The following is a 25,861-nucleotide window of genomic DNA, read 5'->3' on the forward strand; positions in this document are numbered from 1 at the left end:
TGGATACTCACATGGCCTTTAAGGTTGATTAAAGCAGTGAATGGCGACGTTCATTCCGGTGGCAGCTAAACATTGGCAAGGTCTTTCCGCCGCGTCGCAGCAGCTTAGGAAGCTTCCCATGGTTTTATCGGACCCAGGCAAATTGGCAGGGCCGGGGCCAGAGGTGAAAGTCCCTATGTTTTGCCGGATAGGTAGGCGACAGGGACAGCCATGCAAGCGCAAAGGACTTATCAGGTAATCGCCCATCACGCGATCGTCTTCGATGTCAGCGAGTTCATCATCCAGCCAGGGGAATGTTGCCAAATCCGGCAAACGGGCCTGCCATGGGTACATGCCGGGCACTATCGGGTCGTTGAAAAAATGGCGGAGCTTTACGACCGGATGCTGGCAGGGCAGCGGCCTTGCCTGATGACGGTTGCGGTATCGCGGCCGTTAACTCGCCAGCAGGGGGACAGCCTCAATCAGCAGAGGTACAGGGTTTCGGGCATTTTCAGTACCGCAGCGGGTAAAGCGACGGCGGATGTTGCGATAGCAATGGCAGGTGGGCCTACGGGGGCGGTCGCAGGGATCGCTGTCACCGGAGCTGTGGCGTGGTTGATTCAGAATAAGATTCCTACTTTTCATGCTGGGGATGTACTGGCATCGCTATCAGCAACCGTGAAAGGCGGTATTGGTCCCCAATCCAGCAGCCTGATGTTGATTATCTGAAGGGGAGCGGATATGTGGGTGCTTTATGGTATTTGCTATGCCCTCGTGGTCGGCACGTTGGTCGACTGGGCATGCCGGTCAAGGTGCATCAGGTTTTTTCTCTATATCGTCTTTAACGTCACGGGGATGACCGCCTGTAATCAACTGGGTGAAGAGCAGTTCCTGCAACTTGATGGTATTGGCTGGTCAGCTTTTTTCGTGGCAATTGCTGCCCCGTTGTTGTTCAAGCGCTCCCGCTATTTCGAGCGTGATCGCGACTGAACGGCGGGCACAGGCAGCATCGATTTCGCAAATCTGCGACAATCCCGCCTCTTACGCCTGCCGATCATGAAAAAGCAGCACTCGCCTGCATCATTAAAAAGCCCCATGACAGACCACGCCATCGACCAACTGCTAAAGAACCTCGACCACGCCATGATCGCCGACCGCCATCGGTTGCGCCGGCAATTGCACGAGCTGCGCAAGCGCCCCGACGAGGGCAAGCTCGCGCAGTGGGTGGAAAAGGTCCAGGCCTCCTGCGCCCAGGTCACCGCGCGCCAGCAGAGCGTGCCGAGCATTCGCTACGACGACAGCCTGCCCATCGCGGCCAAGCGCGACGAGATCAAGAAGGCCCTGGCCGAGCACCAGGTGCTGGTGATCGCCGGCGAGACCGGCTCGGGCAAGACCACCCAGTTGCCGAAGATCTGCCTGGAGCTGGGGCGCGGCAGCCATGGCCTGATTGCCCATACCCAGCCCCGGCGGATCGCCGCGCGCAGCGTGGCGGCGCGGGTCGCGGAGGAACTGGGCACGCCGCTGGGGGCGCTGGTCGGCTACCAGGTGCGCTTCGAGGACCAGAGCGATTCGAACACCCTGGTCAAGCTGATGACCGACGGTATCCTGCTGGCCGAAACCCAGCACGACCGCTTTCTCGAGCGCTACGACACGATCATCGTCGACGAGGCCCACGAACGCAGCCTGAACATCGACTTCCTGCTCGGCTACCTCAAGACCCTGCTGCATCGCCGTCCGGACCTGAAGCTGATCATCACCTCGGCGACCATCGACCTGGAACGTTTCTCCAAGCACTTCGACGGCGCGCCGATCATCGAGGTGTCTGGCCGTACCTACCCGGTGGAAACCTGGTACCGGCCGCTGACCAGCGAGCACGACGAGGAGGGCAACCAGGTCGAGGAAGACCTTTCCGTGGACCAGGCGATCCTCGCCAGCCTCGACGAGATCGCCCAGTACGAGCGCAGTCAGGGCAAGGGGCCGGGCGATGTGCTGGTGTTCCTGCCCGGCGAGCGCGAGATCCGCGACGCCGCCGAGATCCTGCGCAAGGCGCAGTTGCGCCACACCGAGATCCTGCCGCTGTATGCGCGGCTGTCGCCGGCCGAGCAGCAGCGGATCTTCCAGTCCCACAGCGGTCGTCGCGTGGTCCTGGCCACCAACGTCGCCGAAACCTCGCTGACGGTGCCGGGCATCCGCTACGTGATCGACAGCGGCACCGCGCGCATCAGCCGTTACAGCTACCGGGCCAAGGTCCAGCGCCTGCCTATCGAGGCGGTGTCCCAGGCCAGCGCCAACCAGCGTAAAGGCCGTTGCGGCCGGGTCGAGCCGGGCATCTGCATTCGCCTGTACAGCGAGGACGATTTCAATGGCCGGCCGGCGTTCACCGACCCGGAGATCCTGCGCACCAACCTGGCTGCGGTGATCCTGCAGATGCTGCACCTGCGCCTGGGCGCGATCGATGCCTTCCCGTTCATCGAACCGCCGGATGGCAAGGCCATCAGCGACGGCTTCAACCTGTTGCAGGAACTCTCGGCGGTCAACCGCGAGAACCAGCTCACGCCGCTGGGCCGCCAGTTGGCGCGCCTGCCGATCGACCCGCGGCTGGGGCGCATGCTGCTCGAAGGCGCCCGCCAGGGCAGCCTGCAGGAGGTACTGATCGTCGCCAGTGCGCTGTCGGTGCAAGACCCACGCGAGCGTCCGCCGGAGCGCCAGCAGGCCGCCGATCAGGCCCATGCCCAGTGGAAGGATGTCGACTCCGACTTCGCCGCCCTGGTCAATCTGTGGCGCGTTTTCGAGGAGCAGCGCCAGGCGCTGACCGCCAACCCGCTGCGCAACTGGTGCCGCAAGAACTTCCTCAACTACCTGCGCCTTCGCGAGTGGCGCGACGCCCATCGCCAGCTGGCGCTGATCTGCCGTGACCTGCAATTGGCGGTGAACAAGGAGGCTTGTGACTATCAGCCCCTGCACAAGGCGATTCTCAGCGGCCTGCTCAGTCAGATCGGCCAGAAGACCGAGGAGGGCGACTACCAGGGCGCGCGTCAGCGGCGTTTCTGGATTCATCCCTCGTCGGGCATCGGTCGCAAGCGTCCGCAGTGGGTGATGGCTGCCGAGCTGGTGGAAACCACCAAGCTCTACGCGCGCATGGTGGCCAAGATCGAACCGGACTGGATCGAGCCGCTGGCCACCCACCTGATCAAGAAGAACCACTTCGAACCGCACTGGGAGAAGAAGCGCGGGCAGGTGGTGGCCTACGAGCAGATCACCTTGTACGGGTTGATCATTGTCGGCCGCAGGCCCGTGCACTTCGGCCCGATCGACCCGGCCACTTCGCGCGAACTGTTCATCCGCGAGGGCCTGGTAGGTGGCGAGATCCAGTCGCGGGCCAAGTGCCTGGCGGCCAACAAACGCCTGCTGGAGCAGCTCGACGAACTGGAGGCCAAGGCCCGTCGGCGCGACATTCTTGCTGACGAGGAGACGCTGTACGCCTTCTACGAGGCGCGCCTGCCCGAAGAGATCCACCAGACCGCGACCTTCGACAGCTGGTACCGGATGAACAGCCAGAAGGATCCGAACCTGCTGATCATGCGTGAAGAGGACGTGCTCGCCCGCGAGGCCAGCGAGGTCACCGCAGCGCAGTATCCCGACCACCTGCAGGTGGGTGAGCTGCGCCTGTCGCTGAGCTATCACTTCGAGCCGAACCATCCGCGTGACGGCGTGACCGTGCGGGTGCCGGCGCCATTGTTGCCGAACCTGCCGGGTGAGCGCCTGGAATGGCTGGTGCCCGGCCTGCTGGAGGCCAAGTGCATCGCCCTGGTGCGCAATTTGCCCAAGGCCCTGCGCAAGAACTTCGTGCCGGTGCCGGACTTCGTCAAGGCTGCCCTGTCGCGCATGGTGTTCGGCCAGGGTGCGTTGCCGCAGGCCCTGGGCCAGGAGTTGCTGCGCATGACCGGGGCGCGGGTGTCGGACGAGGCCTGGACTGAAGCGGCGGGGCTGGTGGAAGGGCACTTGCGCATGAACATCGAAGTGGTCGACGCCCAGGGCAAGTTCCTTGGCGAAGGCCGCGACCTGGCCGAGCTGACCGCGCGCTTCGCCGCCGCCAGCCAGGCCGCCTTGGCCCTGCCGCGCAACGAGAAGGCCGAGCAGCCGGTGCAGGCCAAGGCATTCTCGCAAGTGGCGCAGACCGCCCAGCAGAAGATCGCCGGGCTGTCGATGACCGTCTACCCGGCGCTGGTCGAGGACAACGGCACGGTGCGCGAGGGGAGGTTCTCGACCCAGGCCGAGGCCGAGTTCCAGCATCGTCGTGCCTTGCAGCGCCTGTTGCTGCAACAGCTGGCCGAGCCGGCCAAGTTCCTGCGCGGCAAGCTGCCGGGGCTGACCGAACTGGGGCTGCTGTACCGCGAGCTGGGCCGGGTCGAGGCGCTGGTCGAGGACATTCTGCTCGCCAGCCTCGACAGCTGTGTGCTGGAAGGCGAAGAGCCACTGCCGCGTGATGGTGCGGGCCTGGCCTCGCTGGCCGAACGCAAGCGCGGCAGCTGGACCGAGCATGCCGAACGCTTGGCCCGCCAGACCCTGGAGGTGCTGAAGCTATGGCACGGCCTGCAGAAGCGCTTCAAGGGCAAGATCGACCTGAGCCAGGCCGTGGCGCTCAACGACATCAAGCAACAGTTGGCCAATCTGGTGTACCCGGGCTTCGTGCGAGAGACGCCGGGCGCTTGGTTCAAGGAGTTGCCGCGTTATCTGAAGGCGGTGGAGCTGCGCCTGGAGAAGCTGGGTTCGCAGGTGCAGAAAGACCGGGTATGGAGCGGCGAGCTGGCCAATTGCTGGGCGCAGTACCAGGCCCGCGCCGACAAGCATGCCCAGGAGGGCAAGCGCGATGAGCAGTTGACCCTGTACCGCTGGCTGCTGGAGGAATACCGGGTGTCGTTGTTTGCCCAGCAACTGGGGACGAAGGTGCCGGTTTCCGACAAGCGACTGAGCAAACAGTGGAGTCAGGTGGAAGCCTAAGCGCCCCAAGTTGTGGCAAACTTGGTGGAATTTGGGCCGCTTTGCGGCCCATTCGCGGGCAAGCCCGCTCCCACAGGATTATCGTCGGTTCTGAAAATGGCGATGTCCTGTGGGAGCGGGTTTACCCGCGAACGAGGGCGAAGCCCTCGCCTACAAACTGGTACCAAGGTGCCAGTATCGACCTTTTTTCGGCCAGCGCCCGTTTGGCGATGGCCTCTGACAGAGGAACGACCGTGCACAACGTCGTGATCAGCGGCACCGGCCTGTACACCCCGGCTCAAAGCATTTCCAACGAAGAACTGGTGGAATCCTTCAACGCCTGGGCGCAGCGTTTCAACCGTGACAACGCCGTCGCCATCGAGCGTGGCGAGGTCGAGGCGGCGCCGCTGTCCGACGCCGCTTTCATCGAGAAGGCTTCGGGCATCAAGAGCCGCTTCGTCATGGACAAGGCCGGCATTCTCGACCCGCAGCGCATGAAGCCGCGCCTGCCGGAGCGTTCCAACGACGAGCAATCGATCCTCTGCGAGATGGGCGTGGCTGCCGCCCGCCAGGCCCTGGAGCGTGCCGGCCGCACCGCCGCCGATGTCGATGGCGTGATCGTCGCTTGTTCCAACCTGCAGCGCCCGTATCCGGCCATCGCCATCGAAGTGCAGCAGGCGCTGGGTATCCAGGGCTTCGCCTTCGACATGAACGTGGCCTGCTCGTCGGCTACCTTCGGTATCCAGACCGCGGCCAACAGCGTGCAACTGGGTCAGTCACGCGCGGTGCTGGTGGTCAACCCGGAAATTTGCACCGGCCACCTGAACTTCCGCGACCGCGACAGCCACTTCATCTTTGGCGACGCCGCCACTGCCGTGCTGATCGAGCGTGCCGACCTGGCTACCTCCGAACACCAGTTCGACATCGTCAGCACCAAGCTGCTGACCGCGTTTTCCAACAATATCCGCAACAACTTCGGCTTCCTCAACCGCGCGGCGGAAGAGGGCATCGGTGCCCGTGACAAGCTGTTCGTGCAGGAAGGCCGCAAGGTGTTCAAGGAAGTCTGCCCGATGGTCGCCGAGCTGATCGGCCAGCACCTGGCCGAGAACGACCTGCAGCCTTCGGACGTCAAGCGTTTCTGGCTGCACCAGGCGAACCTGAGCATGAACCACCTGATCGTCAAGAAGCTGTTGGGGCGTGAAGTGGCCGAGGAAGATGCGCCAGTGATCCTCGATCGCTATGGCAACACCAGTTCGGCGGGGTCGGTGATTGCCTTCCACCTGTATCAGGATGACCTGGCCAAGGGTTCGCTGGGAGTGCTGAGTTCGTTCGGTGCGGGGTATTCGATCGGCAGCGTGGTGCTGCGCAAGCGCTGATTTCCGGTTCAAGAATGCCGGGGCCGCTGTGCGGCCCTTTCGCGACACAAGGCCGCTCCTACAGGGAAATGCGATCCCCTGTAGGAGCGGCCTTGTGTCGCGAAAGGGCTGCAAAGCAGCCCCTGCTTTCTGGCAGGCGAAAAAAAAGCGGGAAACGCTGGATGGGGATCAGCATTTCCCGCCTCAGGGTGGAGCAAGGTCGCGTAGCGCTTAGAACTTGGCTTCCAGGTCGACCTGCAGGGTGTCGACGTCAGCATTGTTGTTCGGCAACTGCGACAGGTCGGTCTTGGCCATCAGGTAGGCCGCGCCCAGGGAGAAGTTCTTGTCGATCTCGTAGCCGACCTTGAACTTGTGACCACGCGAACCGGTGAAGCCGGCACCGAAGTCGGAGTCGGTGAACAGGCTGACCACGGCGTTGCGCTGCACGTCGCGGTAGTTGTAGTCCAGGCTCCAGGCGCCCAGCTTGGTCTTCAGGCCAGCCAGCCAGGCTTTGTCCTCGCCGTCGGTGCTGTCGGTGTTCTTGACGAACTGGCCATAGGCCGACAGCGGGATGGCGAAGCCGGTGAAGTCCACCTGGCCAAAGCCTTCGGCCAGGTTGAACTCGGTGGTGGTGTTGCCGAAGCTGCGCAGCACGGCCGACTTCTTGTCGTTGTCGAAGCCGTAGAGGCTGCCGCCGACGGTGACCTTGACGCTGTCGGCCAGGTTGAACTTGGTGCCCAGCTGGCCATGGTAGAGCTGGGCGTCGTGCTTGAACTGCACGCCGTCGCCGTCGACGTTGTCCTTGAGCGTGTAGTGACCGGCGCTGCCGAACACTTCGGCGCCGCCCAGGTTGGTCTTGTAGGTGACGGCCACGCCTTCAGGGTTGATGTCGCTGTCCCAGATGATGTCGCCCATGCTCACCCAGGGCTGCATCATCTTGCCGCCGATCAGGTGCAGGTTGGGCACGGCGGTCGGGTGCCAGTCGAGGTAGGCAAGGTCCACCCACAGCGATTTCTTGTCGAAGTAGTTGTCCAGGCTCTGGTTGGTCGAGCGAGCGTCCGAGCTGCTGCCGGTGGCCACGCGGATACCGGCGTCGACCTGCGGGTTGATCTCGCTGTAGAAGCCGACGCGGGCACGTACGCGCTCGCGGTCCTGGTTGCCGCTGCGGCTGTTGGGGTTGTCGACGTTGACGTCTTCGTAGCGCAGGCGCACATCGCCCTTGATCTGGGTCTTGGCGGCCCATGCCACTTTCTGTTCGAACGAGCTCAGACGCTCGGACTGGGCTTTCTGGTCGGCCTTTTCCTTGGTTTCCTTTGCCAGGTCGCCCTGCAGTTCGTTGTACTGCGCCTGGTTGATCGAGCCATTGGCGCGGAGCATTTCGAGCAGCTTGGCGTCGACAGCAGCACTGGCCGGAGTACTCAGAGCCAGCATCATGCCGGTGAGGCTCACCCCGGTAAGTGTAGAAACAAGACGCATAAGGTTCTCCCTGTTGGAAAAAGTGGGGAGGCTCAAGCGCCCGCCCCCAAGTTGGCATGTCTTCGGAAAGGGCCTGAATAGACAGGTTCTGGGGTTCCGGAAAACAGGCGCAAGTATTGCGGGGGCGAATGACAGAATAATGTCTAAACAGTGGCACTGTTGTTAAGTAAACGGCGCGTCATTTGAGTGTCACGACCGCTTTGGCAATACTGGCGCTCTGTTCCCAAGCGAGTCGGTATCGTGATCAGCCTTCACAGCCTTGCCCATCTGCGCGACCTGCCGGCAGCCACCTGGGATGCCCTGGTGCCAGCCGGCCAGCCGTTCCTGCGCCATGCCTTCCTCACGGCCATGGAGGACAGCGGCAGTGTCGTTCCTGCAACCGGTTGGGCCGCCGAGCATCTGGTGCTGGAGCGCGACGGCGAGGTACGAGCGCTGTTGCCGGCCTACCGCAAGTGGCATTCGTTCGGCGAGTACGTGTTCGATCATGGCTGGGCCGATGCCTGCGAGCGCGCGGGCATCGCCTACTACCCCAAGTTGCTCGGCGCCGTGCCGTTCAGCCCGGTGAGCGGGCCGCGGCTGCTGGCTGCCGACCAGGCCGATGGCATGCTGCTGTTGCAGGCGATCCCGGAGTACCTGGGCAAGGGCGGATTGTCCGGGGCGCATATCAACTTCACCGACCCGGCACTGGATGAAGCCATCGGCGGGCTGCCAGGCTGGATGGAGCGCCTGGGTTGCCAGTTCCACTGGCGCAATCCTGGCTACCGGGACTTCCAGGATTTTCTCGACACCCTCAGCTCGCGCAAGCGCAAGCAGATGCGCAAGGAGCGCGAGCAGGTGGCGGGGCAGGGGATCGACTTCGCCTGGTATCGCGGTGGTGAATTGAGCGAGGCGCAATGGGATTTCGTCTACCGCTGCTATGCCAACACCTATGTGGTACGGCGACGGACGCCGTACCTGACCCGTGAATTCTTCAGCCTGGTGGCCGAGCGCATGGCCGAGGCGATTCGCGTGGTGATCGCTCGACAACAAGGACGCGAGGTGGCCATGGCTTTCAGTCTGGTGGGTGGCGACAGCCTGTACGGACGTTACTGGGGTTGCCTGGACGAATTCGACCGCCTGCATTTCGAGACCTGTTTCTACCAGGGCATGGACTTTGCGATCGGCGAAGGCTTGCAGCGCTTCGATGCCGGTGCCCAGGGCGAGCACAAGCTGATTCGCGGGTTCGAGCCGGTGATCACGCGATCGTGGCATTACCTGCTGCACCCGGGGTTGCGCCGGGCGGTCGCGGACTTCCTGAGCCAGGAGCGCGAAGGGGTGATGGCCTACGCCGAGGAGGCGCGGGGGATGTTGCCGTATCGCCAGGTTTGACTGCCTTTGCGTAGGAGAGCGGGGGCGTGGGAGCGGGCTTGCCCCGCGATAGCGTACGTCCCGGTCATCGCCATCGCGGGGCAAGCCCGCTCCCACGAACACCCGCCCATCAAACCTGCGTCAATCGACGCCGACGAACCCACCGGTCTGGTGATGCCACAACCGCGCATACAACCCGCGCTGTGCCAGCAACTCACCGTGGCTGCCGCTCTCGACGATGTGCCCCTTGTCCAGCACGATCAGCCGATCCATCCGGGCGATGGTCGACAGGCGGTGGGCAATGGCGATCACTGTCTTGCCCTGCATCAGCGTCTCCAGGCTTTCCTGGATCGCCGCCTCGACCTCCGAGTCCAGTGCCGAGGTGGCCTCGTCCATGATCAGGATCGGCGCGTTCTTCAGCAGTACCCGGGCGATGGCGATGCGCTGGCGCTGGCCGCCGGAGAGCTTGACGCCGCGCTCGCCGACATGGGCGTCGAAGCCGGTACGGCCCTGGGCATCGGACAGCTGCGGGATGAACTCGTCGGCCCGGGCCCGGCGCACCGCCTCCCAGACCTCCTCGTCGCTGGCATCCGGCCGCCCGTACAGCAAGTTGTCGCGGATCGAGCGGTGCAGCAGCGAGGTGTCCTGGGTAATCATGCCGATCTGCGCGCGCAGGCTGGCCTGGTTGACCTCGGCGATATCCTGGCCGTCGATGAGGATGCGTCCGCTGTCGATGTCGTACAGACGCAGCAGCAGGTTGACCAGGGTCGACTTGCCGGCGCCGGACGGGCCGATCAGGCCGATCTTTTCACCAGGGCGAATGTCCAGGTTCAACGCATCGATGACCTTGCCGCCCTTGCCGTAGTGGAAGTCCACATGGTCGAAGCGCACCGCGCCGCGGCTGACCTTGAGCGCGGGGGCCGCGGGCTTGTCGCTGACGGTGACGGGTTGGGCGATGGTCTGCAGGCCATCCTGGACCATGCCGATGTTCTCGAAGATGCCGTTGACCACCCACATGATCCAGCCGGACATGTTGACGATGCGGATCACCAGGCCGGTGGCCAGGGCGATGGCGCCCACGCTGATCAACGACTGGCTCCACAGCCACAGGGCAAGGCCGGTGGTGGTGACCACCAGCAGGCCGTTCAGCGAGGTGATGACCACATCCATGCTGGTGATCACCCGCGAGGCCAGCTGGGTCTTCTCGGTCTGTTCGCTGATCGCTTCGCGCGCGTACTGCTGCTCGTAGTCGGTGTGGGCGAACAACTTGAGCGTGGCGATGTTGGTGTAGCCATCGACGATGCGCCCCATCAGCTTGGAACGGGCATCCGACGAGATCACCGAGCGCTCTTTGACCCTTGGCACGAAGTAGTACAGCGCGCCGATGTAGCAGGCGATCCACACCAGCAACGGCAGCATCAGCCGCCAGTCCGCCTCGGCGAACAGCACCAGTGAGCTGATGGCGTAGATCAGCACGTGCCAAAGGGCATCCACGGCTTGCACTGCCGAGTCGCGCAGGGAGTTGCCGGTCTGCATGATGCGTTGGGCGATGCGTCCGGCGAAGTCGCTCTGGAAGAAGTTCAGGCTCTGCTTGAGTACGTAGGTGTGGTTCTGCCAGCGGATCAGGCTGGTCATGCCCGGGCTGATGGTCTGGTGCACCAGCAGGTCGTGCAGGCCGAAGAACACCGGGCGCAGCACCAGCACCACCACCAGCATCCAGATCAGCTCGCCGCTGTGCTCGCTGAAGAAGTTGACGTTGGGCGTGCCCTGGGCCAGGTCGATGATCCGGCTCAGGTAGCTGAATAGCGCGACCTCGATCAGCGAGGCGACAAGCCCGACGATCAGCAGGGCGAGAAAGCTCGGCCAGACCTGGCGCAGGTAGTAGAGGTAGAACGGCCAGACCTTGCCGGGAGGCGCCTCGCTGGGCGCCTCGCGGAAAATATCGATCAACTGCTCGAAACGACGGTACAGCATGGGTGACGACACTCCTGTTCGACCCGACTCACATCCCTGTGCGAGGCGGGATCAGTCGATGCGTTTGGCCGACTTGATGTACACCGGGTCCGCCGGTACATCGCGCATGCCTTTCTTGACGGTGGTTGGCGAGTTGACGATCTGGTCGACCACCTCCATGCCCTTGGTGACCTTGCCGAACACCGCATAGCCACGGTCGCGGCCCGGGTTGAGGAAATCGTTGTCGGCGACGTTGATGAAGAACTGGCTGGTGGCCGAGTTCGGGTCGGAGGTGCGGGCCATGGACAGCGTGCCGCGGGTGTTCTGCAGGCCGTTGCTCGCCTCGTTGCGGATCGGGTCCTTGGTGCTCTTCTGCACCATCTGGTCGGTGAAGCCGCCGCCCTGGACCATGAAGCCCGGGATCACCCGATGGAAGATGGTGTTGTTGTAGAAGCCGCTGTCGACATATTCGAGGAAGTTCTTCGTGCTGATCGGGGCTTTTTCTGCGTTCAGCTCGATCTCGACCTGGCCGAAGCTGGTGTCCAGCAGCACGTGCGGGGTCTTGTCGGAAGCCATGACGCTGGTGGCGAAGGCGACCGAGCAGGCGGTGAGCAGAAGTTTTTTCAGCATGGGCTCAAAGATCCTTGAGAGGTGGAGGCGGCTGCGAGGAATTGCAGTAGCGTGAGGTTGAAGACCTCGGGTTGGTCAAGCGGCGTAGCGTGCCGCGAATCGTCGATGACCGCCAGCCTGGCATTGGGCATCATCGCAACATAACGCTCTTTCAGTTGTATCGGTGTGTAATCGTGGTCGGCGGCGATCACCAGCGTGGGACAACGGATCTGGCCGATGCGTTCCTGCACGCCCCAGTCGACGATGGCGTCGAAGCTCTTGAGGTAGGCACGTTTGTCGTTGCGCGCCCAGCGCTCGGCCATCTTGCGCCGCAGTTCGGCCTGCTCCGGCTTGGGGAATAGCCGTTCGGCCAGGCCCTTGCCGACCGTCTCGACGCTGAGCAGGCGCGCCAGGCCCCAGCGCTTGAGCCACCAGATCCAGTCGCTGCGGGTGCGGCGCTTGACCTCGGGGGCGCTGTTGACGATGCACAGGCTGCGCAGCCACTCGGGGTGGTCGACGGCGAACTGGAAACCGACCATGCCGCCCATGGACAGGCCGACGAAGTGCACCGGGCCGGTGTCCAGGTGCCTGAGCAGGGCCAGCAGGTCCTCGCTGAAGGTCTTTATCTGGTAGCCCGCGCGTGGCTTGGAAGACTGCCCATGGCCGCGGATATCCATGAGGATCACCCGATAGTGACGGCTGAGTTCGGGTACCTGCAGTTCCCAGTCCTGGCTGCTCGAACCCAGGCCATGCAGCAGTACCAGGGGCTGGCCCTGGCCGTGTTGCTCGTAATGCAGCAGGCATCCGTCATGTTCGAAACAGGCCATGGGCGCGGTCCTCTCAGGCTTGCGGGGGGGCTGCGAAGGGCACGTCCAGCGGTGCGGTGTCGAAATTGCGCAGCAGTTCGATGAGGATCTGCGTGGCCGGCCCCAGGGTCTTTTCCTTGCTGGAATAAAGGTAGAACAGCGGATGGCGGCTGCCACCCTGATCCAGCGGCAGCGGCTTGAGCACGCCGTCACGCAGCTCGCGCTCGATCATGTGCCGAGGTAGCCAGGCAAAGCCCAGGCCGCTGCTGACGAAGGTAGTGGCGGTGCCCAGGCTGCCGACGGTCCAGCGCTGTTCGGCGCCGAGCCAGCCGACATCGCGTGGCTGAGCCCGACCGGAGTCGCGAATCACCACCTGCAGCTGGCTTTCCAGGTCCTGGAAGGTGATCTCGCGCCCCATGCGGTGCAGGGCGTGTTCGGGGTGGGCGACAGCGACGAACTCCACCGGGCTGAGTTCGGTGCCCAGGTAGCCGCCGATGTTGAAGCTGCTGATGGCAAGGTCGGCGATGCCTTCGTGCAGCACTTCCTCGACGCCCGATAGCACCTCCTCGCGCAGGCGTACCCGGCAGCCGCGGCTCTGCGGCATGAATGCGCTCAGGGCTCGGACCAGGCGGGCGCTTGGGTAGGCGGCGTCGACCACCAGTCGCACCTCGGCCTCCCAACCTTGCTCCATGTGGTGGGCCAGGTCCTCGAGCTGGCTGGCCTGCTTGACCAGTTGTCGCGAACGGCGCAGCAGCACGCTGCCGGCCTCGGTGAGCACCGCCTTGCGCCCGTCGATGCGCAGCAGCGGCACACCCAGTTGCTCCTGCATGCGCGCCACCGTGTAGCTCACCGACGACTGCGAGCGGTGCAGGGCGTCGGCGGCCTGGGCGAACCCGCCGTGATCGACCACCGCCTGCAGGGTCCGCCACTGATCAAGAGTTACGCGCGGCGCTTTCATCCAAGGCTCCTGTTGTCCTAAGCTGCGCTCTTCTCAAGGAGAGCGCCCGTATGAAGAAATGTTGTGCGGCTTTGCTGCTGTGCCTGCCCCTTGGGGCGATGGCATACCCTATCGATGTGGAGAAGGAAATGACCGGGGTCAAGGTCGACTACACCGCCTACGACACGGCCTACGACATCGGCTCGATCAGCCTCAACAACTATGGGCAGGTCCCGGCCGCCTGCAAGGTCACGTTCCGCAATGGTCCCGAGGCGCCGCGCGTGCGTCGGGTCAATGTGCCGGCCGGCAGGAGCGTGGATGTCACCGCCAAGTTCAACCGGCAGATCATCAAACTGCGCATCGCCGTGGACTGCAAAGCGGAATAAACTGATAAATCGATAGATTGATCCCACTTTTTACGCTTTTTTATCGATAGGTCAACATTTAATCTCACCTCCATCGAATCGCCACCCCTTACCGCCGATGGAGGCACCCATGTCCCGCGTACTGATCATCGAAAGCAGCGCCCGTCAGCAGGATTCCGTTTCCCGTCAACTGACCCAGGATTTCATCCGGCAATGGCAGGCGGCTCACCCAGCCGACGAGATCACGGTGCGCGACTTGGCCGTGACCCCTGTGCCACACCTGGATGCCAACCTGCTCGGTGGCTGGATGAAGCCGGACGAGCAGCGCAGCGCCGCCGAGCGTGCAGCGTTGGAGCGTTCCAATGAACTGACCGACGAGCTGCTGGCTGCCGACGTGCTGGTGATGGCCGCGCCGATGTACAACTTCACCATCCCCAGCACCCTGAAAGCCTGGCTGGACCACGTGCTGCGCGCCGGCATCACCTTCAAGTACACCCCGACCGGGCCACAGGGCCTGCTCAACGGCAAGCGCGCCATCGTCCTCACCGCTCGCGGCGGCATCCATGCCGGGGCCAGCAGCGACCACCAGGAACCCTACCTGCGCCAGGTGATGGCCTTCATCGGCATTCACGAGGTGGAATTCATCCATGCCGAAGGTCTGAACATGAGCGCCGAGTTCCACGAGAAGGGGCTGAACCAGGCCAAGGCCAAAGTGGCGGCGGTGGCCTGAGGCGCGACGAATTCCCAACCTGACACCCTGTTGCTCCTTTGGGTGTGCCTGCCCGGCCAGTTCATGGCCGGGCTTTTTTTTGCTCGTAACAACGACGTGGGAGAACGGCGTGGGAGCGGGCTTGCCCCGCGATAGCGCCAGATCGGTCGATGATGTTTGCCGAGCCTGTGGCATCGCGGGGCAAGCCCGCTCCCACGCATATCCGCCAGGCGAGCGTGCAACCAAGGAGGGCGATGACCCCAAGCACCCGCACATTTCCCATGGTTGAACTGCCCGGACCCAACCCGCTAAGGTCGCCGCCTTGATCCTCGAGAGGCCACCATGGGCTACCTGATAATCGTCGCGCTGATCCAGGCGTACTCCTTCAACCTGATCGGCGAATACCTGGCCGGCCATGTCGACAGCTACTTCGCCGTGCTCGCCAGGGTGGTGCTGGCCGGGCTGGTGTTTCTGCCGCTGACCCGCTGGCGCCAGGTCGAGCCGCGCTTCCTGCGCTCGATGCTGCTGATCGGCGCGCTGCAATACGGCATCACCTATGTCTGCCTGTACCTCAGCTTCCGCGTGCTGACGGTGCCGGAGGTGCTGCTGTTCACCATCCTCACCCCATTGCACGTCACGCTGATCGAGGATGCGCTGAACCGGCGCTTCAATCCCTGGGCGCTGCTCGCCGCGCTGGTGGCGGTGGCCGGGGCGGCGGTGATTCGCTTCGATACCATCTCGGGCGAGTTCTTCATCGGCTTTTTGCTGCTGCAACTGGCCAACTTCACCTATGCCGCCGGCCAGGTGCTGTACCGACATCTGGTTGCCCGTCACCCCAGTGACCTGCCGCACTACCGCCGATTCGGCTACTTCTACCTGGGTGCCTTGATCGTGGTGCTGCCGGCCTTCCTGCTGTTCGGCAATGCCCAGCACCTGCCGAGCACCGATACCCAGTGGTTGGTGCTGCTGTTCCTTGGCCTGTGCCCGACGGCGCTGGGGTTGTACTGGTGGAACAAGGGCGCCTGCCTGGTCTCCGGCGGCACCCTGGCGGTAATGAACAACCTGCACGTGCCGGTGGGCTTGCTGCTCAACCTGCTGATCTGGAACCAGGACGAACCGCTCGGGCGTCTGGCCATTGGCGGTTCGGTGATCCTGGCGTCGGTGTGGTTGAGCCGCTTGGGTGGCCAGCGTGCGAGGGTGCCGGGAGCCGCCTGAGGGTCATTGCCGGCGCGGCAGGCCAGTGTGCACGGCCAGGCACAATGGCAGGGTCAGCAGCAGCGTGCCTGCCAGCGCCATCAATCCCTGTTCCACCCCGGTGTGGTCGGATATCGCGCCGATCAGCACCGGCGCCAGCGCGCCGCCACCGACGGTGCCGGTATAGAAGCAGGCGAACACCCGCTCGCGCTGTTCGCGGCCGGCGAAGTCCGGCACCAGCCCGGTCAGCACCGACGAGGTGCCGTTGAGTGCCACGCCGATCAGAGGCATCACCAGCATCAACGGCAGGTAGGGCAGCAGCAGCGCCACCAGGATCAATCCTGCGGTCAGCAGTTCGGTACAGATCACGGTGCGTACCGGCCCCAGCCGGGCGCCCAGGTAGCCACAGAACAGCTTGCCGAAGGCGCCGCCGATGAACAGCAATGTCAGGGCCAGGCCTATCTGCGCGGTCGTCGCGCCCTTGCTCTGCAGCAGGAACGGCAGGAAGGTCAGAAAACCCATGCGCACGCCACTGTCGAGGGTGCCGGTGGCGATCAGCGCGGCCAGCCCCGACCTTGAGCCAACCCGGTCCTGGCCCGTGGCCTTGCGCGTTGATCGCCCTGCGGGTGGCGCCTGGCGCAACAGCCACCACAGCGCCGCTGCCGCCCCCAGGCCGAGCAGGCCAAGCGCGGTGGCGTTGGCCTGCCATGACACATACACCAGCACCAGGCCGACCAGGCCCGGGATCAGCGCCTTGCCGATATCCCCGGCGAAGTTGTATTGGGCCAGGGCCTGCTTCACCTTGCCGCTGCCTTCGTAGGCATCGGCGACCAGCGCGCTGGCCAGCGGATGCTGGGTGCTGGCGCCGAGGCCGGCGAGCATCAGGGCGATCAGCAGAAGGCTCAGGTCACTGGCCTGGGCGGCCAGCAGGTAGGCCAGCCCGGCCAGCGCGGTGCCCCGGACCAACAGGGCTTCGCGGCCCCAGCGCCGGGCGCCTTTGCTGGCCAGCAGCTGGAAGCCCGCCATCATGCCGGCGTAGGCGCCGCGCAGCAGTCCGACCTGGGCGTAGCTGAGGCCGAAGGCGACCTGCCAGAGGGGCAGCAACACGTAGATGACATCGGTCAGGCCGTCATGCACGCCATGGGCGAGGCTGGCGGCGGCGAGGGCCTTGCGCCGAGGCGATGGCGGGGCGTCTTGCAGTGAAACGCTGGAAATGTCCTGGGGCATGGCTCGCTCACGAAGGCTGTGGCAGGCATCTGTCGAGCGTCAGGGATGGGCGTGGCGAGTGGGCCGTCGATCTTCCGTGATGACGTCGTCCTGGATGGCCCTAGGGTAGTGCGCCTTGGGGGCGCAATGCAAAGGGCGCCCGGTCGGGCGCCCCGGTTGCACGGTCAGGCCTCGCTTAGCGCGTCCAGGCTGCGTGGCTGGGGCTGAGGCTGCGGCCTGGCCGCCAGCCCCGCACGCATGTCGTTGCCGCTCGGCTGCTGGTACAGGCTCAGCCCGAACTCCGGCAGCACCGCCAGCAGGTAGTCGAAGATATCGCCCTGGATACGCTCGTACTCGGCCCACGCCGTGGTGGTGGTGAAGCAGTAGATCTCCAGCGGCACGCCTTCGGCGGTGGCCTGCATCTGGCGGACCATGCAGGTCATGTTCGCATGCACGTTGGGATGGTTCTTCAGATAGGCCAGGGCGAACGCGCGGAAGGTGCCGATATTGGTCAGTTTGCGCCGATTGGCCGCCAGTTCCGCCACCGGTCCCAGCGCTTCGTTCCAGCTGTGCAGCTCCTGGCGTTTCTGCGAGAGGTAATCGCCGAGCAGGCGGATCTGGCCCAGGCGCTGTTCTTCTTCCGCAGTGAGGAAGCGCACGCCGCCGGCATCGATGAACAGGCTGCGCTTGATCCGTCGCCCGCCCGACTGCTGCATGCCGCGGTAGTTGCGAAACGACTCGCTCATCAGGCGCCAGGTGGGGATCGAGACGATGGTCTTGTCGAAGTTCTGCACCTTGACCGTGTGCAGGGTGATGTCCACCACGTCGCCGTCGGCACCGGCCTGGGGCATCTCGATCCAGTCGCCGACGTGCAGCATGTCGTTGCTGGTCAGCTGCACACTGGCGACGAACGACAGCAGGGTGTCCTTGTACACCAACAGCAGCACCGCCGACATGGCGCCCAGACCCGACAGCAGCAACAGCGGCGAGCGGTCGATCAGGGTGGCGACGATGACGATGGCGGCGAAGATCCACAGCATCATCTTGGCCAGCTGCATGTAGCCCTTGATCGAGCGGGTGCGGGCGTGTTCGGTGCGTGCGTAGATATCCAGCAGGGCGTCGAGCAGGCAGGACAGGGCGCGGGTCATGAACAGCAGGGTCACGGCCAGGGCGAGGTTGCCGAGGAAGTGCTGGGCGGTGGCCGACAGCTCCGGCACCAGCTTCAGGCCGAACTGCACCACCAGTGACGGGGTGGTCTGCGCCAGGCGGTGGAACACCTTGTTGTGGCGCAGGTCGTCCAGCCATCTGAGCGCCTGCTGGCGGGCCAGCAGGCGGCTGGAGTGCAGCACCAGGAAGCGCGCCAGACGGCCGATCAGCAGTGAGACGAGCAGCAGCACGATCAGGCCGAGCGTGGCATGCAGCAGCGGGTGTTGGTCGAGGGTGCCCCAGAGGTCGAGGGCATCGCGCCAGAATCGTTGGATGTCCATAGGCGTATAAACAGTCTGTGTTGCGGTACGAAGCGGCATTAGAGCGTGGATCGGTGCAAAGTTGCCAAAAGAAATTCGGTTCTGGCCACGGAAAACGTTACCCTATGCAACTTGAATTTTTCGCACTTGCCCGAGGTTACCCCCGTGTTTTCCCAATTCGCCCTGCACGAACGCCTGCTCAAAGCCGTGGCCGAGCTGAAATTTGTCGAGCCGACGCCGGTGCAGGCAGCGGCCATTCCCCTGGCCCTGCAAGGGCGTGACCTGCGGGTGACGGCGCAGACCGGCAGTGGCAAGACCGCCGCGTTCGTGCTGCCGCTGCTCAACCGCCTGGTCGACCGCAGCGGCCCGAGCGTGGAGATTCGTGCGCTGATCCTGTTGCCGACCCGCGAGCTGGCCCAGCAGACCCTCAAGCAGGTGCAACTGTTCTCCCAGTTCACCTACATCAAGTCGGGCCTGGTCACCGGCGGTGAAGACTTCAAGGAACAGGCCGCCATGCTGCGCAAGGTGCCGGACGTGCTGATCGGCACCCCCGGTCGTCTGCTCGAGCAGCTCAATGCCGGCAACCTGGACCTGTCGCACGTGGAGGTGCTGATCCTCGACGAAGCCGATCGCATGCTCGACATGGGCTTTGCCGAAGACATGGAGCGCCTGTGCAAGGAGTGCGAGAACCGCAAGCAGACCCTGCTGTTCTCGGCTACCACGGGCGGTGCGGCCCTGCGCGATATCATCGGTAAAGTGCTCAAGGACCCTGAGCACCTGATGCTCAACAGTGTCTCGCAACTGGCCGAAGGCACCCGCCAGCAGATCATCACCGCCGACCACGACCAGCACAAAGAGCAGATCGTGCAGTGGCTGCTGGCCAACGAGACCTACCAGAAGGCAATCATTTTCACCAACACCCGTGCCCTGGCCGACCGTATCTACGGCCACCTGGTGGCCAAGGAGGTCAAGGCATTCGTTCTGCACGGCGAGAAGGACCAGAAGGACCGCAAGCTGGCCATCGACCGCTTCAAGGATGGCGGCTCCAAGGTCCTGGTGGCCACCGATGTCGCGGCCCGTGGCCTGGACATTGATGGCCTGGACCTGGTGATCAACTTCGACATGCCACGCAGCGGTGACGAGTACGTGCACCGTATCGGTCGCACCGGCCGTGCCGGCGGCGAAGGCCTGGCGATCTCGCTGATCACCCACAACGACTGGAACCTGATGTCGAGCATCGAGCGCTACCTCAAGCAGCAGTTCGAGCGCCGCGTCATCAAGGAGGTCAAGGGCACTTATAGCGGACCGAAGAAGGTCAAGGCCTCGGGCAAGGCGGCCGGCAGCAAGAAGAAAAAAGTCGAGAAGAAGGCCGGTGCCGACAAGAAGGGCGCGGCCAAGAAAAAGCCTACCGCCAAGCCGAAGGCCAATGCTCCTCTGGCCAGCTCCGACGGCCTGGCACCGCTGAAAAAGCGCAAGCCAGCGGCTGAGTAAGCTTTCGTGCTGCAAGCCCGCCACCGCAAGGGTGGCGGGTTGTTTCACCGTTTTCCCCAAGGCTCGTAGCCTGTTTCCCAAAGCGCGTTTTGCCCCGCGCATTTTGCCGCCCGCCCCCCACACTCCCTCTAGCGTGATTCACGAAGGAGGAGTAGCGTATGTACAGCTGTCAATACGAGGTGTCCCATGCGCTTTGAATGGGACGCGGAAAAGAACCTGCTCAACATTCGCAAGCACGGCGTCGATTTCAATGATGTGCCCGAGATGTTCCGGCACCCGATGCTGGCGTTACAGGACGAGCGGTTCGATTACGAGGAAGCGCGCTGGATCAGCATGGGATGGATCAATGCCTGGGTCAGCGTGGTTGCCTATACCGAACGGCAGGGTGAGGTGATCCGCATCATCTCTGCCAGAAGAGCTACCCGACGCGAGGTGATGCGCTATGTCGAAACCGTCCAGACACCCTGAGCAACAGACTGTCGATACGTCGGATATTCCCGAACTCGACGATGACTTCTTCCGTCGTGCCGAGCTGCGGGTACCCGCCAAGCAGGCGGTAACCATCCGCCTGGATGCCGATGTCCTCGAGTGGTTCAAGGGGCAGGGCGCCGGTTATCAGACCCGTATCAACCAGTTGCTGCGCCAGTACATGCTCGCCCAGCAGCGCCGCTGAACCTGAGCAGCTTCAGGTTTTTTTCTCCGCTTCCTTCAGCTCCTCGATTCGCTTGTCGATCAGCTGGCATTTGTCCGGCAGGTCCTTGCTGGCTGTCCCGAGCTGCATGTGCTGGAGCTCGTCGTTTATTTCCTTGGCCTTCTGTGGATTCTGCTCGGTCAGGCGGCTGACCAGCCCGGCCAATTCCTCTCTTTTCTGCGTGGCTTGCTCCGGTGTGCATGCCCAGGCGGGCAGGGCGCAGAGCAGGCTGGTCGCACAGATGATGGTCAGCAGTGGTTTCATGCTGTTTCCCTCCGGTGATGTGCCTGCCCGGTGGAGTGAGTCCGATGCCGGGAAGTTCAGTCGGTTGTCATCGAGTCGAGCACGCAGTGCCAACGGAAAAATTTAGGCTGGCATCGGCAACGCCGGGCACCCGATAATCTGGATCCATTTTCACTGCCGAGCCTTGCCCATGACATTCATCCAGCACAGGGGGCGCTCATGACCGCGGCCCGCAAGAACCCCGATGCGTTCGCGTTCCAGATCATGCTGGGGCTATGCCTGATCTGGGGTTGCCAGCAGGTATTGATCAAGTCGGCCGCGGTGGACATCGCGCCGGTGATGCAGGCGGCATTTCGCAATGGCATCGCCGCTGTGCTGGTGGGGCTGTTGATCTGCTGGCGAGGTGGCTGGGGCCAGGTGGGTAGCACCTGGCGTGCCGGGTTGCTGGCTGGCGGATTGTTCGGTGTGGAGTTCCTGTTCATCGCCGAGGGGCTGAAGCTGACCTCGGCGGCGCACATGTCGGTGTTTCTCTACACCGCGCCGATCTTCACCGCGTTGGGGCTGCATTTCATGATGCCCAGCGAGCGGCTGCGGTGGTTGCAGTGGCTGGGCATCCTGCTGGCGTTCGGCGGAATCGCCCTGGCCTTCGCTGGCGGCGTTTCGCTCGAGCATCTGGACGGGCGCATGTTGCTGGGCGATGCCCTGGCGATCCTGGCGGGCCTGGCCTGGGGGGCGACCACCGTGGTGGTGCGCGGCTCGCGACTGTCGGAGGCGCCGGCGACCCTGACCCTGTTCTACCAGCTTGCGGTGGGGTTTGCCGGGCTGGTGCTGATGGCCCTGGTGAGCGGGCAGATCGGCGACTTCTCGTTCACGCCGCTGGCGGTAGGCAGCGTGTTGTTCCAGGGCATCATGGTGTCGTTCGTCAGCTACCTGACCTGGTTCTGGCTGCTGCGCAAGTACCTGGCGTCCAATCTGGCGGTGTTTTCGTTCATCACGCCGTTGTTCGGCGTGACGTTTGGCGTGCTGTTGCTGGACGAACCATTGAGCCTGAACTTTGTGATCGGGGCAGTGATGGTGCTGCTTGGCGTGATCATGGTCAGTGCCGAAGCCTGGGTGCGTCAGCAATTGCGCAGGGTGCTGGGTTAAGCGTTCGGCCGACCCCATCAGCCTGCCTCAGGCTGGCGCAGGGTTGCGAGCGCGAGAAGCCTGCGACCAGCACGCCGGCCAGCCCCATCCCGGCTGCTGCCAGCAGCAACGCTGGCTGCAGCCCGCCACTGAAATGGCTGCTCGAGGCCGCCAGCAACGGCCCACTCAGCTGTCCAAGGGCGAAGCACGCGGTCAACAGCCCGGCATTGCGCTGCGTGGCATGGGGCGCCAGCTCTCGCGAGCGTTGCATCACCAGTTGCATGCAGGCCAGGAACGGCCCGCCGCACAACAACACCCCCAGTGCCAGGCCGGCGCCGCCACCCAGCAGGCAGGCCAGCACGCCCACCCCTTGCAGCCAGAGCGTCGCGGCGAGCCAGCGCGAGGTTTGCCCTGGCCGGCGCAGGCTGACGATCACCACTCCCAGCGCCGATGCCAGGCCGAACGCTGGCCAGAACAAGTCCGCCAGCCATTGTCCGTGAAAGTGCTGGCTGGCCATCTGCGACAGAAAGGTGGCTGGCAGGATGTAGCCGATCCCGTAGAGCCCATAGACCAGGCCCAGCCGACCGATGCCGTGGCCACGCCCCTGGTCGGCACCGGTAGCCACGCCGGCAGCAGGCTGCACGGCCCTTGGCAGCCATGGCAGCACGACCAGGAGCATCACCAGCGCCGCCACGCCGTAGACCAGCCACAGGGCCGCCGAATCCAGCTCCAGCAGATGTGCGCCCAGTGCCAGCACGCCGGTCACCGCGATACCGACGCCGGGCCCGGCGAACACCATGGCGCCCAGGCGCTGGTGGCCGTGGGCACTGGCCAGTTGCTGGCTGAGGCTGGCGATCATCACCAGGACCCAGGCACTGGCCACGCCGGTGCCAAAGCGCAGCAGCAAGTGGCCCCAGAACCCATTGGCCGCCCAGGACGCGAGGGTCAACAGCACGCATAGCCACAGGCCGCCATGCAGACGCAGGCGCACCTGGGCCGGCTGGCGAGCGTGCATGGCGTCGACGGCGCCGAGGAAGTAGCCCAGGTAGTTGGCGGCAGCGATCAGGCCGCCGGCGGTCAGGTCCAGCTGGCCCTCGGCAATCAGCCGGGGCAATTGCGGGGTGAGGGCGAAGCGGCCGATACCCATGGCCATCATCAGCGCCACGGCGCTGGCCAGCAGTTGCACGATGGGCGACATGGAAAGTCTCCTGTACGAAGGGATGCGATGGCTGGCAGGGTAGGGCGGATTGACTTTCAACAAAATTGAATAATGATGATCAAGTTATTCTGTTTTGGAGAACGATGTGGAATTCAGCCAGTTGCGTATCTTTCAGGCCGTTGCTGAGGAGGGCTCGGTGACCCGCGCCGCCGAGCGCCTGCATCGGGTGCCATCGAACCTGTCGACTCGTCTGCGCCAGCTCGAAGAACAGCTGGGCGTAGAGCTGTTCCTGCGCGAGCGTCAACGTTTGCAGCTATCGCCGGCCGGCAAGGTCCTGCTGGACTATGCCAATCGCCTGTCGGCCTTGCGCGACGAAGCCGTGGCGGCGGTGCAGGGCGGGCAACCGGCTGGCGATTTCGTGCTGGGCACCATGTACAGCACTGCGGCCATTCATTTGCCGCCCTTGCTGGCGCGCTACCATCAGGCTTACCCGGCGGTGAACCTGCAGGTCCAGGCGGCGCCCAGTCGGGACCTGCTCGAAGGTCTGCTCGGGCACAAGTTGGATGCAGCACTGGTGGACGGGCCATTGAGCCTGGCCGGCCTGGACGGCGTGCCCCTGTGCGAAGAGGAACTGGTGCTGATCACCAGTCCCGAGCATCCAGCCGTGCGCAGTGCCCGGGACGTCGCCGGCAAGGCCGTGTTCACCTTCCGCCAGGGGTGTTCGTATCGCATGCGTCTGGAAGCCTGGTATGCCCATGCCCATACGCCGATGGTGCGGGTGATGGAGATCGAGTCGTACCAGAGCATGCTGGCCTGCGTGATCGCCGGTGCCGGCGTGGCGATGATGGCGCAATCGATGCTCGACAGCTTGCCAGGGCGTGATCGGGTAATGGCGCACCGTTTGCAGGCACCGTTCGATCAGGCCACCACCTGGCTGATGTGGCGACAGGGCATGCGCGGGGCGAATCTGCAGGCGTGGATCGACCTGCAACAAAGCGAAACGATTAACCGGCCGTCGGAAGCTGCCGCCTCGGCTTGATCCGGGTCAAAATCGCCCCTATCTGTAAGAGCAGAGGCATGCGCAATACAGGACATCGGACTATGATCTGTATGACGCATCGCAGGATTGATTGACCGTGAGGCTGACCCGTCAAGGGGGCAATATGAACGAACGCATGTACAACTGGCTCCACGACCTAGCCGTCGCCTTGGGCTTGCTCCCGCCACCCCTACAGCCGGTGCCGATTCCTACCGACGAAGAACAGCGCAAGCGCCAGCCGCGTCGGCGCTGACAACCGACAAAAGGCCGCCGCATCTGCATGATGCGGCGGCCTTTTGCGTTTTGACGATCGCTGTAGGAGCGGCCTTGTGCCGCTCCTACAAGGTTTGGCGTGGGGCATCTGGCCTCAGGCCAGGTTCACCGCGCTGACCGGTTTGCGCGAGGCCAGGCTGACCACCACGAAGCTGACCAGGCCGATCGCCAGGCTGTAGTAGATCGGCGAGTTGGCGTCCAGGCCATCCTTGAACATGAAGAACAGTGCGGTGGCAAAGCCCAGGGACATGCTGGCGAGGGCGCCGGCGGTGGTTGCGCGCTTCCAGAAGATCGCACCGATCAGCGGGATCAGCATGCCGCCTACCAGCAGGTTGTAGGCCAGGGTCAGGGCACTGATCACATCGTTCACCGCCAGGGCGATGCCCAGCACCACCAGGCCGGTGATCAGGGTGAACAGGCGGTTGATGCCCAGGCTCGACTGCTTGCCGCCACGCAGCTTGGGCAGCAGGTCTTCGGTGAGCGTGGTCGAGGCGGCCAGCAGACCCGCGCTGGCGGTGGACATCATCGCGGCCAGGGCGGCGGCCATCAGCAGGCCGCGGATGCCTTCGGGCAGCTGCCCCTTGATCATCTCGGCGAAGGCGTTGTTCGGGTTCGCCAGGTCAGGCATCAGCACATGAGCGGCCATGCCGATCAGCGCGCAGGCCAGGCCATACAGCACGCAGTAGATACCGGCGGTGGTACCGGCGCGCTTGCAGACCTTCTCGTCACGAGCGGTGAACACCCGCTGCCAGATGTCCTGGCCGATCAGGATGCCGAAGAAGTAGATCAGGAAGTAGGTGATGATGGTGTCCCAGCCGATGGTGGTCCAGCTGAAGCTGGCCGCTGGCAACTTGGCCACCAGGGCATCCCAGCCACCGGCCTTGTACAGGCACACTGGCAGCAGGATGAACATCAGGCCCACGGTCTTGATGACGAACTGGACGATGTCGGTCAGGGTCAGTGACCACATGCCGCCGATGGTCGAGTACACCACTACCACGCCACCACCGAACAGCAGGGCCATCCAGAACGGCACGTCGAGCAGGACCTGCAGCACGGTGCCCATGGCCAGGGTCGAGGTGACCGCGATCATCAGGGCGTAGGCGAGCATGATCGCCGCGCTGGCCTGGCGGGCCATCGGGTTGTAGCGACGCTCCAGTACCTGGGTGACGGTGAAGATCTTCAGGCGCAGCAGCGGCTTGGCCAGGAACAGGTTCAGCGCGATGATGCCCAGGCCCAGCGCGGCGCACAGCCAGAAACCGGAGATGCCGTGAACGTAGCCCAGGCGCACGGTGCCGACGGTGGAGGCGCCGCCGAGCACGGTGGTGGCCATGGTGCCCATGTACAGGGTCGGGCCGAGGTTGCGCCCGGCCACCAGATAGTCTTCGTGGGTCTTCGCGCGCCGCATGCCGTACCAGCCAAGTCCGAGCATGCCGGCGGCATAGATCAGTACAACGA

The 25,861-nt window shown here is 64.1% G+C and carries 24 protein-coding genes; 14 read left to right on the forward strand and 10 right to left on the reverse strand.

Features of this window, described 5'->3' with window-relative positions; all coding sequences use genetic code 11:
• The first annotated feature begins 210 nt into the window (after window positions 1-210).
• The 4 genes from N5D48_RS11230 to N5D48_RS11245 all read left to right on the forward strand — a co-directional run bounded on the left by N5D48_RS11230 (window position 211) and on the right by N5D48_RS11245 (window position 6,335).
• Window positions 211-708: a hypothetical protein gene (locus tag N5D48_RS11230; RefSeq protein ID WP_279884108.1), complete on the forward strand. Its 498-nt coding sequence runs from the start codon at window positions 211-213 to the stop codon at window positions 706-708.
• 12 nt (window positions 709-720) lie between these two features.
• Window positions 721-969, forward strand: coding sequence for a hypothetical protein (locus N5D48_RS11235; RefSeq protein ID WP_279884110.1), 249 nt, complete (start codon window positions 721-723; stop codon window positions 967-969).
• A gap of 105 nt (window positions 970-1,074) precedes the next feature.
• The gene (gene hrpA, locus N5D48_RS11240; protein WP_279884112.1) at window positions 1,075-4,980 is read left to right on the forward strand and encodes an ATP-dependent RNA helicase HrpA; all 3,906 of its coding nucleotides are present in this window, start codon (window positions 1,075-1,077) and stop codon (window positions 4,978-4,980) included.
• A 233-nt stretch (window positions 4,981-5,213) separates the two neighbouring features.
• Window positions 5,214-6,335 (forward strand): beta-ketoacyl-ACP synthase III, encoded by a 1,122-nt coding sequence (locus N5D48_RS11245; protein WP_279884114.1) that lies wholly within the window; start codon window positions 5,214-5,216, stop codon window positions 6,333-6,335.
• A gap of 210 nt (window positions 6,336-6,545) precedes the next feature.
• Here N5D48_RS11245 and N5D48_RS11250 read toward each other — a convergent pair whose 3' ends face one another.
• Window positions 6,546-7,790, reverse strand: a complete 1,245-nt coding sequence (locus N5D48_RS11250; protein WP_279884116.1) for a putative porin — start codon at window positions 7,788-7,790, stop codon at window positions 6,546-6,548.
• 240 nt (window positions 7,791-8,030) lie between these two features.
• On the opposite strand from N5D48_RS11250, the gene N5D48_RS11255 reads away from it, so the two are divergent.
• The gene (locus tag N5D48_RS11255; RefSeq protein WP_279884118.1) at window positions 8,031-9,158 is read left to right on the forward strand and encodes a GNAT family N-acetyltransferase; all 1,128 of its coding nucleotides are present in this window, start codon (window positions 8,031-8,033) and stop codon (window positions 9,156-9,158) included.
• A 120-nt stretch (window positions 9,159-9,278) separates the two neighbouring features.
• Here N5D48_RS11255 and N5D48_RS11260 read toward each other — a convergent pair whose 3' ends face one another.
• The 4 genes from N5D48_RS11260 to N5D48_RS11275 are packed head-to-tail and all read right to left on the reverse strand — an operon-like array spanning window position 9,279 to window position 13,463.
• Complete coding sequence (locus tag N5D48_RS11260; RefSeq protein WP_279884119.1) at window positions 9,279-11,111, reverse strand: ABC transporter ATP-binding protein; 1,833 nt, start codon at window positions 11,109-11,111, stop codon at window positions 9,279-9,281.
• A gap of 51 nt (window positions 11,112-11,162) precedes the next feature.
• Window positions 11,163-11,720 (reverse strand): peptidylprolyl isomerase, encoded by a 558-nt coding sequence (locus tag N5D48_RS11265; protein WP_252825359.1) that lies wholly within the window; start codon window positions 11,718-11,720, stop codon window positions 11,163-11,165.
• Window positions 11,714-12,526, reverse strand: coding sequence for an alpha/beta hydrolase (locus tag N5D48_RS11270; protein ID WP_279884123.1), 813 nt, complete (start codon window positions 12,524-12,526; stop codon window positions 11,714-11,716). The genes N5D48_RS11265 and N5D48_RS11270 overlap by 7 nt, the downstream gene beginning before the upstream one ends.
• 13 nt (window positions 12,527-12,539) lie before the next feature.
• Window positions 12,540-13,463 carry a LysR family transcriptional regulator gene (locus N5D48_RS11275; protein ID WP_279884125.1) on the reverse strand — a complete coding sequence of 308 codons (924 nt, stop codon included), beginning with the start codon at window positions 13,461-13,463 and terminating at the stop codon, window positions 12,540-12,542.
• 50 nt (window positions 13,464-13,513) lie between these two features.
• Between N5D48_RS11275 and N5D48_RS11280 the strand changes: the two genes are divergently transcribed.
• The 3 genes from N5D48_RS11280 to N5D48_RS11290 all read left to right on the forward strand — a co-directional run bounded on the left by N5D48_RS11280 (window position 13,514) and on the right by N5D48_RS11290 (window position 15,731).
• Window positions 13,514-13,828, forward strand: a complete 315-nt coding sequence (locus N5D48_RS11280; protein WP_279884127.1) for a 3-phosphoglycerate kinase — start codon at window positions 13,514-13,516, stop codon at window positions 13,826-13,828.
• A gap of 109 nt (window positions 13,829-13,937) precedes the next feature.
• Complete coding sequence (locus tag N5D48_RS11285; protein ID WP_279884129.1) at window positions 13,938-14,537, forward strand: FMN-dependent NADH-azoreductase; 600 nt, start codon at window positions 13,938-13,940, stop codon at window positions 14,535-14,537.
• A 321-nt stretch (window positions 14,538-14,858) separates the two neighbouring features.
• Window positions 14,859-15,731, forward strand: coding sequence for a carboxylate/amino acid/amine transporter (locus N5D48_RS11290; protein WP_279884131.1), 873 nt, complete (start codon window positions 14,859-14,861; stop codon window positions 15,729-15,731).
• A gap of 3 nt (window positions 15,732-15,734) precedes the next feature.
• Here N5D48_RS11290 and N5D48_RS11295 read toward each other — a convergent pair whose 3' ends face one another.
• Complete coding sequence (locus tag N5D48_RS11295; RefSeq protein WP_279884133.1) at window positions 15,735-16,937, reverse strand: MFS transporter; 1,203 nt, start codon at window positions 16,935-16,937, stop codon at window positions 15,735-15,737.
• A gap of 164 nt (window positions 16,938-17,101) precedes the next feature.
• Window positions 17,102-18,403: a mechanosensitive ion channel family protein gene (locus tag N5D48_RS11300; RefSeq protein WP_279884135.1), complete on the reverse strand. Its 1,302-nt coding sequence runs from the start codon at window positions 18,401-18,403 to the stop codon at window positions 17,102-17,104.
• 144 nt (window positions 18,404-18,547) lie between these two features.
• Here N5D48_RS11300 and N5D48_RS11305 point away from each other — a divergent pair, with 144 nt between their 5' ends.
• The 3 genes from N5D48_RS11305 to N5D48_RS11315 all read left to right on the forward strand — a co-directional run bounded on the left by N5D48_RS11305 (window position 18,548) and on the right by N5D48_RS11315 (window position 20,546).
• The gene (locus N5D48_RS11305; RefSeq protein WP_279884137.1) at window positions 18,548-19,873 is read left to right on the forward strand and encodes a DEAD/DEAH box helicase; all 1,326 of its coding nucleotides are present in this window, start codon (window positions 18,548-18,550) and stop codon (window positions 19,871-19,873) included.
• A 186-nt stretch (window positions 19,874-20,059) separates the two neighbouring features.
• On the forward strand, window positions 20,060-20,341 hold the full coding sequence (locus tag N5D48_RS11310) for a BrnT family toxin (protein WP_279884139.1): 282 nt from the start codon (window positions 20,060-20,062) through the stop codon (window positions 20,339-20,341).
• Window positions 20,316-20,546, forward strand: a complete 231-nt coding sequence (locus tag N5D48_RS11315; RefSeq protein WP_279884141.1) for a BrnA antitoxin family protein — start codon at window positions 20,316-20,318, stop codon at window positions 20,544-20,546. The genes N5D48_RS11310 and N5D48_RS11315 overlap by 26 nt, the downstream gene beginning before the upstream one ends.
• A gap of 12 nt (window positions 20,547-20,558) precedes the next feature.
• Here N5D48_RS11315 and N5D48_RS11320 read toward each other — a convergent pair whose 3' ends face one another.
• Complete coding sequence (locus N5D48_RS11320; RefSeq protein ID WP_279884143.1) at window positions 20,559-20,828, reverse strand: hypothetical protein; 270 nt, start codon at window positions 20,826-20,828, stop codon at window positions 20,559-20,561.
• Between the two features lie 198 nt (window positions 20,829-21,026).
• On the opposite strand from N5D48_RS11320, the gene N5D48_RS11325 reads away from it, so the two are divergent.
• A complete protein-coding gene (locus tag N5D48_RS11325; protein ID WP_279884145.1) occupies window positions 21,027-21,953 on the forward strand; it encodes a DMT family transporter in 927 nt (308 codons plus the stop codon).
• On the opposite strand, the gene N5D48_RS11330 is transcribed toward N5D48_RS11325, so the two are convergent.
• Entirely contained in the window at window positions 21,904-23,130 is a 1,227-nt protein-coding gene (locus N5D48_RS11330; RefSeq protein WP_279884147.1) for an MFS transporter, read from the reverse strand. The two genes, N5D48_RS11325 and N5D48_RS11330, sit on opposite strands and share 50 nt — an antisense overlap.
• Window positions 23,131-23,236: 106 nt before the next feature.
• On the opposite strand from N5D48_RS11330, the gene N5D48_RS11335 reads away from it, so the two are divergent.
• Together N5D48_RS11335 and N5D48_RS11340 are read left to right on the forward strand one after the other, a co-directional pair.
• The gene (locus N5D48_RS11335) at window positions 23,237-24,130 is read left to right on the forward strand and encodes a LysR family transcriptional regulator (RefSeq protein WP_279884149.1); all 894 of its coding nucleotides are present in this window, start codon (window positions 23,237-23,239) and stop codon (window positions 24,128-24,130) included.
• Between the two features lie 124 nt (window positions 24,131-24,254).
• Window positions 24,255-24,383, forward strand: a complete 129-nt coding sequence (locus tag N5D48_RS11340) for a PA1414 family protein (RefSeq protein ID WP_256206021.1) — start codon at window positions 24,255-24,257, stop codon at window positions 24,381-24,383.
• 114 nt (window positions 24,384-24,497) lie between these two features.
• Here the strand turns inward: N5D48_RS11340 and N5D48_RS11345 are convergent.
• Window positions 24,498-25,861, reverse strand: a 1,364-nt coding sequence (locus N5D48_RS11345) for a sodium:solute symporter (protein ID WP_279884151.1), incomplete at its 5' end; no start/stop codon positions are given.

The sequence above is a fragment of the Pseudomonas sp. GD03858 genome, assembly GCF_029840925.1.
In the GTDB taxonomy this organism is placed as follows: Bacteria; Pseudomonadota; Gammaproteobacteria; order Pseudomonadales; family Pseudomonadaceae; genus Aquipseudomonas.